Genomic DNA, 12,254 nt, shown 5'->3' on the forward strand with positions numbered 1-12,254 from the left:
AAGTTTTTTGGCTATTAATTGTCATCTTTGCAAGATAGATAAATTAAGGGGTTTGCGTAAGACAGAAGCATTGGAAAAATTAACGGACAGAGACAAAAAACACCTTTGGCACCCATTGACCCAGCATAAGGTGAGTCCTGATATGTTGGGTATTGCAAGAGCCGAAGGGGCATTGATTTTTGATGAGGATGGAAAGGATTATGTGGATGGTATTGCATCGTGGTATACCTGCATGTATGGACACTGTAATCCCTATATTTTGAAAAAAGTTTCGGAGCAGATGCAGCGTTTGGACCAAGTGGTGTTCAGTGGCTTTACCCATGAACCGGCCGTAAAACTTTCCGAAGAACTCATCAAGATTCTACCCGAAAACCAAGAGAAACTTTTCTTTTCAGACAATGGTTCCACCGCCACGGAAGTGGGTATAAAAATGGCCTTGCAATATCACCATAATCAAGGCGAAAAACGAAATGTTTTGTTGGCTTTTGAGGAAGGATTTCACGGCGATACCTTTGGGGCGATGTCGGTCTCGGGTCTTTCCGTATATAATGGTCCTTTTGCCGATTTTTTTATTGAGGTGGAGCGTATCCCGGTGCCCACAGAAACGAATATCCACCAAATTCTGACATTTCTAGAAAGGCGATTGGAGCATAACAATATTGCTGGGTTCATTTATGAGCCTTTGGTTCAGGGAGCTGCGGCCATGAAAATGCACGATGTAGATGGTTTGGATAAAATTCTTGGGCTTTTAAAGGAGCATGGTATACTATTGATTGCTGATGAGGTAATGACGGGGTTTGGCAAAACCGGGAAATATTTTGCCTCTGATTATTTGGATACTCAACCCGATATCATGTGCCTTTCCAAAGCCTTGACGGCAGGTCTGGTTCCCATGGGGCTTACCACCTGTACCCAAGAGGTCTATATGGCATTTTACAGTGATGATGTGGCCAAAGGACTGTTTCATGGGCATACCTATACGGCTAACCCATTGGCCTGTGCGGCGGCTTTGGCAGCATTGGAGCTGCTTCAAACCGAAGAAATCCAGACTGGGATACAAAATACCATCCAATGGCACCAAAAATTTGATGAAGAGATAAAGCATCACCCAAAAGTGGCCAGTACGCGTCAGTTGGGGGTCATTTATGCCTTGGATTTGAACATAAAAATGGAGCGTTATGGTAATTTGAGAAACCAACTTTTCAAGCACTTTATGGACCAAGGCGTTTTTCTAAGACCTTTGGGTGAAACCATTTATATTTTGGCGCCTTTCATTACAACCAAGGAGCAAATGGAACGGATTTATGGGGCTATCAAGTCGGCCTTGGAATTGGTATAAGTTGAAAATATGTTGAAAGAACCTATTTCCATAACCGCGTTGTCATCAATTTCATCCTTGGGGGGTGGAGCGCAAGAAGTTTGGAATTCCTACTTGAATGAAAACCATTGCTTTTCAAAACTTGAAATTGGAAAACAGGAAGTTTGGGCTTCTCCCTTAAATAAAGAGGTCCAGAAATCAATTGAAACGCTACGCCAATCCGATCATAAATACAAGGATTTGGACGATTCCGTTTTGTTCGCCATCTACACAGCTCGAAAGGTAATCCAAGAAGCTGGATGGAAATCAGGATCCAATTTTGGGGTGAACATTGGATCCTCCCGAGGAGCCACATCCCTTTTTGAAAAATATCATCAAGAATTTTTGGAACAGGGAAAATCATCTACCCTTAGTTCACCAACCACAACTTTGGGCAATATTTCGTCTTGGGTGGCGCACGACTTAAAATCAAAAGGGCCAGAAATTTCACATTCCATCACTTGCTCCACCGCTTTGCATGCATTGTTAAATGCCGTGGCTTGGATTCAAAGTGGGTTGACCGATAAATTTTTGGTTGGAGGCAGCGAAGCCCCATTGACTCCATTTACCATAGCGCAAATGCAGGCTTTGAAAATCTATTCAAGAGAAACAGACACCCACCCCTGCAAGGCTATGGATTTGAAAAAAAATCAGAATACTATGGTTTTGGGTGAAGCGGCGGCATTAGCCTGTTTGGAAAAAGGAGAAAAATCCAACGCCTTAGCCTTGGTGGCTGGTATTGGGTATGCCACCGAGCCTTTGGAGCATAGTGTTTCTATTTCCACAGACGCCCAATGTTTTCAAGATTCTATGAAAATGGCCTTGAAAAGTGCAGGGATTGATAAAGTGGATGCCATTGTAATGCATGCTCCAGGAACCATTAAGGGAGATTTAACGGAGTACAATGCCATAAAAAAAGTTTTTGGGGAAAGTATGCCATTCTTGACCACCAACAAATGGAAAGTGGGCCACACCTTTGGCGCTTCGGGATTGTTGAGCTTGGAGTTGGCCGTTTTAATGTTGCAGTACCAGCAATACATTCCAACACCTTTTTATCAAAATAAGAATGAGCAAAAAAAGCTGGGAACCGTCATGGTAAATGCCGTTGGCTTCGGGGGGAATGCCGTAAGTATTCTGCTGAAAAGCTCAAACCCATAAAAAACAAGCTATTTCTTAAATCGGGTTATTCTTGGTTTTAATCGTGAAGAATGCCTTATTTTTGAACCAGATTCCAAGTATTATGAGCAACACGAAGCACAACTGGACCAAGGAAGAAATTCTCGAAATTTATAACAAACCTTTAATGGAATTGCTGTATGAGGCAGCTACCGTTCACAGGCAGCACCATGATCCAAATACGGTTCAGGTTTCTACTTTACTTTCCATTAAAACAGGAGGTTGTCCAGAAGACTGTGGGTATTGTCCGCAAGCTGCTCGCTATCATACCGATATTGAGGGCAACGATTTGATGACCGTTCAGCAGGTGAAAGCACAGGCATTGCGTGCTAAGGCTTCTGGTAGTTCCCGGGTGTGCATGGGTGCGGCTTGGAGAAATGTAAAGGACGGACCCGAATTTGATCAGGTGTTGGACATGGTCCGTACCATCAACAAATTGGATATGGAAGTCTGCTGTACCCTGGGAATGGTCACCGAGAATCAGGCTAAACGCTTGGCCGAAGCTGGCCTGTATGCCTACAACCATAACTTGGATACTTCAGAGGAATATTACAAAGAAGTCATTTCTACCCGTGGGTATGAAGATCGTCTGCAAACTATTGAGAATGTCCGTAAGACCAATGTAACTGTTTGTAGTGGTGGAATTATCGGTATGGGTGAATCTGAAGGGGATCGCGCTGGGATGTTGGTGGCCCTTGCTACGTTAAATCCCCAGCCAGAATCAGTTCCAATCAATGCTTTGGTTGCTGTTGAAGGTACTCCTATGGAAGATCAAAAACCCGTTGAAATCTGGGAAATGATTCGAATGGTGGCCACTACCCGAATTGTTATGCCCAAAACCCAAGTACGTTTATCTGCTGGACGTACTGAAATGAGCCGTGAAGGTCAGGCCATGTGCTTTTTTGCAGGGGCCAATTCCATTTTTGCGGGCGATAAATTGTTGACGACTCCCAACCCAGATGTAAATGAGGATATGGCCATGTTCCAACAATTGGGATTGAATCCCCAAAAAGCCTTTGTAAAAGCACCCCAACCGAAAACTGTTGAAGCGGCCGAGTCACAATTTCAGCCTTTGGGGGAGAAGCCCAAATGGTCCAGACCGGGGCATACGATTGACCGCAATGAAGCGGCTAAACAAAAAACAGGGGTAGTTTCCAAGCAATAAGGTTTCAAGATTTTTTAAAAACCTTTTTACTAATTTAGTAGTTTCAAACTCATTGAAATCTTGAAGCTAAACCTTGAACAGATTCCTAGGGAGGAGACCCTTTCCAAGAAGGAGTTTATCCAAAAATACTTCAAACCTCAAAAGCCAGTAGTCATAGAAAGGTTCATTGAGGATTGGCCTGCGTACTCCAAATGGAGTTTGGATTATATGAAGGATGTGGCAGGCGAAAAAGAAGTTCCACTGTATGACGATCGGCCTGTAAAGCATGACGAGGGCTTTAATGAGCCCCATGCCAAAATGAAGATGCGGGAGTACATCGACTTGCTAAAAAGCAAACCCACCAAATACCGAATTTTTCTGTGGAATGTTTTAAAGGAAGTTCCGCAGCTCCAAAAAGATTTTTCGTATCCGGATTTTGGGCTGCCTTTGATGAAGGGCCTACCGATGTTGTTCTTTGGTGGAAGCAACTCACATACTTTCATGCATTACGATATTGACTTGGCCAATATTTTCCATTTTCATTTTGAAGGGAAAAAACAGTGCATTTTATTTTCCCAATCCCAGACGAAGTATTTGTATAAAATTCCACATTCCTTGATTACTCGGGAGGATATCGATTTTGATGCCCCGAATCTGGATAAATGGCCCGCCCTAAAACATGCTAAGGGTCATGTGGCCCAATTGGAGCATGGAAACGTGCTTTATATACCCGAAGGGTATTGGCATCATATGAAATATATCACTCCTGGATTTTCCATGAGTTTGCGCGCCATAGCACGAAAACCCAAGAATTTTGGCAAGGCAGTGTACAACATTTTCTTTATGCGTCATTTTGATAATTTGATGCGCAGGTTAAAGGGACAAGATTGGATAGATTGGAAAAATGAAGAAGCTGTGGTTCGGACGGAGCGGTTATTGGCTCAAAAATAACTAGATCAATTCTTGGAGTTTTTCGTAGACCAAATGGCTTTCCCAACCTCGGTACAGAAGATAATCGGCCAATTTTTTCTTTCTTTTTAACGGGTTGGACTCTTTGATCTGTTCCAATCTTTTTTTGGCGAGCCCATCAAGGGTATTGTGGTAGTCTTCTTCCGTAATTTCGGCTAGGGCACTTTTAATGTTGAAGGTCGAAATCTGACGTTGTTTCAATTCTAGAACAATGCGTTTTCTGCCCCACTTTTTTATGTTGAATTTTCCGTGGGCAAAACTTTTGGCAAAACGCTCCTCGTTTAAATAGTTTTCCTGAATTAAGTGGCCAACGATTTGATCAATGGCTTCAGGAATCATACGCATACCCTTTAGTTTTTCAACGACCTCATAGTGGCAACGTTCTTGGTAAGCACAGTAATGCTCCATTTTTTTTGTGGCCTCGGGCAGGGTATAGCTTTTGGTATACGGCATTTTCAAATGTACATAAAACAAAAAAGCGACCCCATTTCTGGAGTCGCTTCTTATTATGGTCGTATTGTTTTACCGTCTTTATCTTTAAAACGGTATTCAAGATATTTGTAGGCATCCCTAGGTTGAACCTTGATCCATTTTTTATAGGTTTTGAACCACTTGGAACGCATGGAGGGAAATCCTTTAGTAATGTAAGCCGCAATAAACGGATGTATATTCAATATAATTCCGTTGTTCTTGTGGTCACCTTTTAAGATTCGCTCCAAATCCGCTTGGATATGGTCTATCAAGACTATTGGCGCTTCAACTTCGGCACCAGTGCCATTAGGGTTTTCTTCGCTGGTCTTAATATTCATTTCTGGACGTACCCGTTGTCTGGTGATTTGTACAAGTCCAAACTTGCTGGGGGGCAAAATCTTGTGTTTGGCCCTATCGTCCTTCATTTCATTCCTTAGGTGATCGAAGAGTTTTCTTCTGTGCTCACCCCGGGTCATATCTATAAAATCTATAACAATGATTCCGCCCATATCCCGCAAACGCAATTGTCTTGCAATTTCTGTTGCGGCGAGCAGATTTACTTCAAAAGCGGTATCCTCTTGGTTTTTGGCCTTGTTGGAACGATTACCACTGTTCACATCAATGACGTGAAGCGCTTCGGTATGTTCAATAACAAGATATGCCCCACGGCTCATGGAGGCCGTGCGTCCAAAAGAGGTCTTGATTTGACGCTCGATCCCAAACTTTTCAAAAATTGGGGCTGGACCTGAATACTGCTTTACAATGGATTCTTTTTCGGGTGCTATTTCGTGCAAATAATCCTTGATTTGGTTGTAGAGCGTTTCCTCATCAACATGAATCCCTGTAAAGGAATCGTTGAAAACATCCCTTAAAATGGAGGAAGCTCTGTTGAGTTCCACCAATACTTTGGCGGGATGCGGTGCTCTTTGCAATTTCTTGCACATTGCTATCCATTTGGATAACAAATTCTGAAGATCTTTGTCTAGTTCTGCAACTTTTTTGCCTTCTGCTACGGTACGGATAATTACGCCAAATCCTTTGGGTTTAATGCTCTTTACAAGTCGTATGAGCCTGTCCTTTTCCTCCTTGCTCGCTATCTTTTGCGATACCGACACTCGGTCTGAAAAAGGTACCATTACCAAGTATCGGCCAGCAATGGAAAGTTCTGAGCTGATTCTTGGTCCCTTGGTGGAGATGGGTTCCTTTACAATTTGTACCAATAATGACTGATTGGCTTTGATAACATCATTGATGCTGCCATTCTTGTCTATATCTTTTTCAAATGGAAAATCTTTAAGGGTAAAGTCCTTTAACTTCCCCATTCTAACTTTTTTGATGAATTTTAACATGGAGGACAGCTGCGGACCAAGGTCATGATAGTGCAGGAACGCATCTTTTTCATAACCTACGTTGACAAATGCCGCGTTTAGGCCTGTAACGGGTTTTCGTATCTTGGCTAGGAAGATATCCCCTACGGAAAAGTTGTTGTTGTCCTCTTCTTTGTGTAATTCTATAAGTTTTCCATCCTTGAGTAAGGCAAAATCGACTGCTTCAGGACTAGATCTAACAATTAATTCTCTATTCACCTGAATCGATTTTGTATTTACCCCATAAGGTTTTTGGGATAAATGATTAAACAATATATAGAATCGGTTCTATTTCAAACCGACTGAAATTCGTTTCTTGAATCTCTATGTCAAAGAACGTGTAAATACAAAATGAAAAAGTAGTTGGACAACAACTACTTTTTCTTGTGTCGGTTAGCTCTCCTGCGTTTCTTACGCTTGTGGGTAGCTACCTTATGTCTTTTTCTTTTTTTACCACTCGGCATAGTACTCTCCTTTTGTGTTAGTTATTTTTATTTTACTTGTACGTTACTCTTAACGCCTTCAACAAACACTTTTGCTGGTTTAAAGGCAGGAATATTGTGCGCGGGGATTTTAATGGTAGTATTCTTTGAAATGTTCCTACCTGTTTTTTCGGCTCTTGTCTTGATGATAAAGCTTCCAAAACCTCTTAAATAAACGTTGTCTCCGTTTTCCAAGGAAGACTTAACCTCCTCCATAAAAGATTCCACTGTTGCTTGTACGTCTCCTTTTTCAATTCCTAGTTTTTCTGAGATTCTAGTTACAATATCTGCTTTCGTCATTTCTCTTGATTATTTTTCTTATTTTTTCGGCTTGCAAATATAAAAATTAAAATTAATCTTTCGTTTAAAGCCTTTAATTTTAAGTATATAAACTCATTCATTTTGGCAATAGTATTTTTCTAGATGTCTTTTTCTGAGAAAATTTTAGAGTGGTACCATATAAATAAACGCGAACTTCCGTGGCGGTCCACCCGTGATCCCTATAAGATTTGGCTGTCCGAAATCATCCTTCAACAGACAAGAGTAGTACAGGGGATGCCGTATTACCAAAGGTTTTTGGAAGCTTTTCCGTCGGTGCACAACTTGGCGAATGCCTCCGAAGAAAAAGTTTTAAAGCTTTGGCAGGGACTGGGATATTACTCCCGAGCGAGGAACCTTCATGCCACGGCTAAAATGGTTGTGGAAGATTTTGATGGGGAGTTTCCAACAACGTATAATGGGCTAAAATCTCTAAAAGGCGTGGGTGATTATACGGCAAGTGCCATTGCATCCATCTGTTTTGATGTCCCAGAACCTGTAGTCGATGGAAATGTGTATCGCGTGCTCGCAAGATATTTTGGTGTGGATTTGCCCATCAACAGTACTGAGGGCATTAAATACTTTAAGGAGCTGGCCAGAGAAGTCATGAACACCAAGAACATTAGGGACTATAACCAAGGCATCATGGAGTTTGGGGCTATTCAGTGCGCGCCTAAAAAACCGTATTGCTTGCTCTGTCCCTTGCAAGACAGTTGTGTCGCTTTAAAAGAAAATAAGGTGGATGTTCTTCCGGTAAAATTGAACAAGACCAAGATCAAGGATCGCCATTTTAACTATTTGGTGTTTCTGGACCAGGACAAAAATACCTTGTTGGAGCAACGGAAAGGTCGTGGAATATGGCAGAATCTGTATCAATTTCCTCTATTGGAATCTGAAAAGGAGCTTCATGTTGATGAAGTGGAGAAAAAATTGACAAGCAAGAATGACTACCCTGAAATGGAATCCCTATCCTTATATAATAAGCAGCCCATCACACATAAACTTTCCCATCAACATTTACATGCCAAGTTTTGGATTGTAAAAACAGATGATTTATTGGCCAATGGGATTGCATGGGAGAAAATAACGGCTTTTCCCGTCCCAGTTTTGATTGCGGATTTTATCCAGACATTTAAAATTTAGTACTTTTGACTAATTAAAGAGTTATGAGCGGAACATTGAACAAAGTAATGCTGATTGGGCATTTGGGAGACGAGGTGAAAATCCACTATTTTGAGGGAGGCAATTGCATTGCCCGGTTTCCTTTGGCAACCAATGAAACCTATACCAATAGGCAGACTGGGGAGAAGGTCACCAATACAGATTGGCACAATATTGTGGTTCGGAACAAGGCCGCTGAAATTTGCGAAAAGTATTTAAGCAAAGGAGATAAGGTCTATGTGGAAGGAAGGTTGAAAAATAGACAATGGCAAGGCGAGGATGGCAATATGCGATACACTACAGAGGTGCATGTGCAGGACTTTACCTTTTTGACTACCAAAAATGAAAGCATGGCCAATGTACAGCAGTCATCGGGAACTCCGCCACAAAATAATCCCTCAAGCTCTACTGCACCAGAAATACCCGTTGACAATACCGAAGAGGATGATGACCTACCCTTTTAAATACAAGTATAAAGCAATAGAATTTGGATCCTGAGCCCCATTGTTTGGTGTTTTTCTTCGCAGCTACCGGTGGTATCTTCACCCTAAAAATAGTTGTGCTTTTACTTCTTTTAGGTGGATCGGCTTTGATCTCTGCGGCCGAAGTGGCCCTATTCGGTCTTTCCCAAACTGATTTAAACGAGATAGAGGAAAGAGACACATCCCGAGGAAAACTCATTGTTCAATTATTGGAAAAGCCCAAGAAACTCCTCGCTACCATTCTTATTACCAATAATGCCATCAATATTGGAATTGTGTTGCTGTTCAGCTCCATTGGAAACACCATTTTTGTAAATATTGATGGAACATGGCGTTTTTTACTGGAAGTTGTGGTTGCCACATTCCTGATTTTGATGTTTGGGGAAATCCTTCCAAAAATCTATGCTAACCGTAACCGGGTGCAATTTTCCCATTTTATGGCCTTGCCCTTAAAAGGGTTGAATTTTTTGTTCACTCCATTGAGCGCGCCCATGCGTTCTGCGACATTATTTTTAGAGGATAAGTTGGGGAAACAGAAATCCAGTTTTAGCGTCAATCATTTATCACAAGCTCTGGAATTGGCTTCGGAAGGAGACACTACAAAAGAAGAGCAGAAGATTTTGGAGGGCATTGTAACCTTCGGGAATACGGATACCAAACAGGTCATGCGTCCCCGAATCGATATTTTTGCCCTTAACGAGAAAATGAAATTCCCGGAAGTCCTCCAAGAAATCAAAAAGAATGGGTATTCCCGCATCCCCGTTTTCTCTGAAAATATGGACAATGTTCTGGGTGTTTTGTATGTGAAAGACCTTTTGCCCTATATCGAAAGGAAAACGTTTAATTGGATGTCCTTGATTCGTGAACCTTATTTTGTCCCCGAGAACAAAAAGTTGGATGATCTCTTGTTGGAATTTCAGGACAAAAAGAACCACTTGGCCGTGGTGGTGGATGAATATGGGGGGACTTCAGGTATTGTTACCTTGGAGGATATTATTGAGGAAATTGTGGGCGATATCAGTGATGAGTTTGATGATGAAGACCTTATTTTCTCAAAATTGGACGATTACAACTATGTTTTTGATGGAAAAACAGCTCTAAAGGATTTCTACCGGGTGGTGAAGATTGAAAACGAAGAAGAATTTGAATCGAAAAAGGGCGAGTCCGAAACCATTGCGGGGTTTGTATTGGAAATTTCCGGAAGTTTCCCCAAACAAGGTGAAAAAGTTTTTTTCAACAACTATCAATTTATCGTGGAAAGTTTGGACAAAAAAAGATTGAAACGTATAAAAGTAACACTGCCCCATGAAGCATAACCTTCTTTTCTATTTGTTGGCGACTATTGTAATGGTCGGTTGTAAAGATGATGTTCAGCCCAAACCAAAGGCTATGCTCCGTTTGGACTATCCAACAGCCAGTTACTTGGAATCCGATATAGATTGCCCCTATTCTTTTCAACAGAATACTCGCTCCACTATAAAGGAGAACACAGATTGCTCTTTGGTTTTGGATTATCCCATGATGAAAGGATCCATTTATCTTACCTACAAACCCGTGAACGGCAACTTGGACACTTTATTAATCGACGCCCAAAAACTCTCCTATGAGCATGTTCGTAAGGCAGATAATATCATAGACCAGCCCTTTGTGAACCCCGAGGATGGCGTCTACGGGATGTTTTATGAAGTCAGTGGCAATGCAGCCTCTCAATCCCAATTTTATGTGACCGATAGCACAGAGCACTTTGTAACCGGGTCACTTTATTTTTATGCCAAACCCAATTACGATTCCATTCTTCCAGCGGCCATGTACCTGCAGAACGATATTAGAAGGATAATGGAAACTTTGCGATGGAAAAATTAGTTTAGCAGCAACTAGGTGCCAGAATAAATGGCAACAATTTGGTTGTTGATGTCCTTTGAAATGTCCAAAACGTCCCCTTTTATAAAGAAGTTTACATGTCCTTCGCCGTAACTCATACAAAAAAGTAGTGTGTATGATGAACTGTAACTAGGATACCCATCATCCATCTCATCATATTCCATTTCAATATATTCATCTTGATAAAAACGTGGCTCACCAAAGACAAAATTATTTGGAGTGCCATCACAATATAAAAGGTCATTGATTACAAGGGCATTGCCGAGTTGCTCTTTTAACCGGGCAGTTAAATCTTTAAATTTATTGCCCAAAATTTTCTCAAAATTATTTTTCCCCAGGTTTACGATTTCATTATCAGTAAAATCAATGGTATAGGACTCGTTTAAGAATTCTTTCTTATCATAAAGCTTGGTTTTTTGTTTAGGATAGGGGCGTACCTTGAGATTCTCAAAGGATCCATCATAGTAAGAACATCGGGATAACGAGGTGCTCTCATCTAAGAAAAGATGTAGAATGCCTTTTTCTGGCAGTATGTTGTTAAAATCGTAGGGTTTGATGTCAGATAAATTCAATTGAGCTATGAACAGTTCTCCGGGTAAAAACTCAAATGAATCAGGTAAATGGGGTAATCCACGAATTTTGGAGGCACCAAGGGTCACCTTTGATTCATCCAAAATAGGGTTTTTATTGTAACCCAAATAGTATTGGAAGTCATGCTTCAATACATTCCAATTATCTTCCAGATTGTGCTCTTTCAGAAAAGAATGAGCAATTTTAAAGGCTTTTTCATGAAGATTCATACGTATTATTTTAGGAATTATTTGACCTAAAATAGAAGTCTAGCCCAGAAAGGAACGATATGGATTGATAAACAGGTAGTTTGAGTTGACCAATACTGTCCAATAATCGGAAAATGTTAGTTGTTGAGGAGTTTTTCAGCCCTTTCAATACTGCCGTTGATTTTTTCCTTGACAACTTTTACTTTTTCCTCCTCTTCATCCAGCCATTGTTGTTTTTCTTCGGTAAGCTCTTTGCCATTCAATATTTCATCAGAATCAAACTTATCCCCAAAATCTCTCATCCAATCCATCATCGCCGAATTAGCTTCTTGAAGGTCTTTCATGGCCGTTTCATATTGTTGTCCCATTTCGGTGGTGTCCACCTTAGCTTTGAGTTCTCCCACTAATTTTCCCAATTTTCCCATTTTGGGCATTACCTCGTCATGAATGGCCATCACTTTTTCCATTTGAGTGGGGCCTTCAGGGGCTTTCTTTTCTTCCTTGCAGGAGAAACCCAAAAACAAAATGGTACAGATTAATATTGAAGAGATTTTTTTCATGGCTGTTGGAATTTTGTCCTCAAATTTAACCATTTGAAAAAGCAAAAATGGATGATTGGCGTTAAATGTTGAAATAAATGGAAAAGATGACTTTTGTCACCAAAAAA

At 41.0% G+C, this 12,254-nt stretch carries 13 protein-coding genes; 8 read left to right on the forward strand and 5 right to left on the reverse strand.

All coding sequences use genetic code 11. The features are described 5' to 3' along the window. The first annotated feature begins 52 nt into the window (after positions 1-52). The 4 genes from bioA (at position 53) to J0X14_RS03075 (ending at position 4,628) form a co-directional block, all read left to right on the forward strand. Entirely contained in the window at positions 53-1,339 is a 1,287-nt protein-coding gene (gene bioA / locus J0X14_RS03060) for an adenosylmethionine--8-amino-7-oxononanoate transaminase (RefSeq protein ID WP_242527896.1), read from the forward strand. 9 nt (positions 1,340-1,348) lie between these two features. Continuing rightward, on the forward strand, positions 1,349-2,515 hold the full coding sequence (locus J0X14_RS03065) for a beta-ketoacyl synthase N-terminal-like domain-containing protein (RefSeq protein WP_207096279.1): 1,167 nt from the start codon (positions 1,349-1,351) through the stop codon (positions 2,513-2,515). Between the two features lie 82 nt (positions 2,516-2,597). Further along, positions 2,598-3,698, forward strand: coding sequence for a biotin synthase BioB (gene bioB, locus J0X14_RS03070; RefSeq protein ID WP_207096280.1), 1,101 nt, complete (start codon positions 2,598-2,600; stop codon positions 3,696-3,698). 60 nt (positions 3,699-3,758) lie between these two features. Beyond that, positions 3,759-4,628 (forward strand): cupin-like domain-containing protein, encoded by an 870-nt coding sequence (locus J0X14_RS03075; protein WP_207096281.1) that lies wholly within the window; start codon positions 3,759-3,761, stop codon positions 4,626-4,628. On the opposite strand, the gene J0X14_RS03080 is transcribed toward J0X14_RS03075, so the two are convergent. The 3 genes from J0X14_RS03080 to J0X14_RS03090 form a co-directional block, all read right to left on the reverse strand. Beyond that, entirely contained in the window at positions 4,629-5,099 is a 471-nt protein-coding gene (locus J0X14_RS03080; RefSeq protein ID WP_207096282.1) for a regulatory protein RecX, read from the reverse strand. It abuts the gene before it with no gap. A 53-nt stretch (positions 5,100-5,152) separates the two neighbouring features. Continuing rightward, positions 5,153-6,703, reverse strand: a complete 1,551-nt coding sequence (locus tag J0X14_RS03085) for an Rne/Rng family ribonuclease (RefSeq protein WP_207096283.1) — start codon at positions 6,701-6,703, stop codon at positions 5,153-5,155. Between the two features lie 272 nt (positions 6,704-6,975). After that, positions 6,976-7,266, reverse strand: coding sequence for an HU family DNA-binding protein (locus J0X14_RS03090; RefSeq protein ID WP_036380395.1), 291 nt, complete (start codon positions 7,264-7,266; stop codon positions 6,976-6,978). Between the two features lie 123 nt (positions 7,267-7,389). Here J0X14_RS03090 and mutY point away from each other — a divergent pair, with 123 nt between their 5' ends. From mutY to gldD, 4 genes are read left to right on the forward strand one after another with little or no spacing between them, the layout of a single operon-like run. After that, positions 7,390-8,427, forward strand: a complete 1,038-nt coding sequence (mutY, locus tag J0X14_RS03095; protein ID WP_207096284.1) for an A/G-specific adenine glycosylase — start codon at positions 7,390-7,392, stop codon at positions 8,425-8,427. A gap of 23 nt (positions 8,428-8,450) precedes the next feature. Further along, entirely contained in the window at positions 8,451-8,909 is a 459-nt protein-coding gene (locus J0X14_RS03100; RefSeq protein ID WP_207096285.1) for a single-stranded DNA-binding protein, read from the forward strand. A gap of 23 nt (positions 8,910-8,932) precedes the next feature. Continuing rightward, complete coding sequence (locus J0X14_RS03105) at positions 8,933-10,243, forward strand: gliding motility-associated protein GldE (RefSeq protein WP_207096286.1); 1,311 nt, start codon at positions 8,933-8,935, stop codon at positions 10,241-10,243. Further along, positions 10,233-10,790 carry a gliding motility lipoprotein GldD gene (gene gldD / locus J0X14_RS03110; RefSeq protein WP_207096287.1) on the forward strand — a complete coding sequence of 186 codons (558 nt, stop codon included), beginning with the start codon at positions 10,233-10,235 and terminating at the stop codon, positions 10,788-10,790. Before J0X14_RS03105 ends, gldD begins: the two co-directional genes overlap by 11 nt. 11 nt (positions 10,791-10,801) lie before the next feature. Here gldD and J0X14_RS03115 read toward each other — a convergent pair whose 3' ends face one another. Beyond that, the gene (locus J0X14_RS03115) at positions 10,802-11,608 is read right to left on the reverse strand and encodes a DUF1963 domain-containing protein (RefSeq protein ID WP_207096288.1); all 807 of its coding nucleotides are present in this window, start codon (positions 11,606-11,608) and stop codon (positions 10,802-10,804) included. Between the two features lie 116 nt (positions 11,609-11,724). Next, the gene (locus J0X14_RS03120) at positions 11,725-12,147 is read right to left on the reverse strand and encodes a hypothetical protein (protein ID WP_207096289.1); all 423 of its coding nucleotides are present in this window, start codon (positions 12,145-12,147) and stop codon (positions 11,725-11,727) included. Positions 12,148-12,254: the final 107 nt, after the last annotated feature.

The organism is Allomuricauda sp. CAU 1633 (assembly GCF_017313225.1).
GTDB lineage: Bacteria > Bacteroidota > Bacteroidia > Flavobacteriales > Flavobacteriaceae > Flagellimonas.

Excerpts from the sequence above, each read along its gene's own strand:
- J0X14_RS03065 (WP_207096279.1), top strand. The coding sequence starts at position 1,349 with ATGTTGAAAGAACCTATTTCCATAACCGCGTTGTCATCAATTTCATCC.
- bioB (WP_207096280.1), top strand. The coding sequence starts at position 2,598 with ATGAGCAACACGAAGCACAACTGGACCAAGGAAGAAATTCTCGAAATT.
- J0X14_RS03080 (WP_207096282.1), bottom strand. The coding sequence starts at position 5,099 with ATGCCGTATACCAAAAGCTATACCCTGCCCGAGGCCACAAAAAAAATG.
- J0X14_RS03090 (WP_036380395.1), bottom strand. The coding sequence starts at position 7,266 with ATGACGAAAGCAGATATTGTAACTAGAATCTCAGAAAAACTAGGAATT.
- mutY (WP_207096284.1), top strand. The coding sequence starts at position 7,390 with ATGTCTTTTTCTGAGAAAATTTTAGAGTGGTACCATATAAATAAACGC.
- J0X14_RS03100 (WP_207096285.1), top strand. The coding sequence starts at position 8,451 with ATGAGCGGAACATTGAACAAAGTAATGCTGATTGGGCATTTGGGAGAC.
- gldD (WP_207096287.1), top strand. The coding sequence starts at position 10,233 with ATGAAGCATAACCTTCTTTTCTATTTGTTGGCGACTATTGTAATGGTC.
- J0X14_RS03115 (WP_207096288.1), bottom strand. The coding sequence starts at position 11,608 with ATGAATCTTCATGAAAAAGCCTTTAAAATTGCTCATTCTTTTCTGAAA.
- J0X14_RS03120 (WP_207096289.1), bottom strand. The coding sequence starts at position 12,147 with ATGAAAAAAATCTCTTCAATATTAATCTGTACCATTTTGTTTTTGGGT.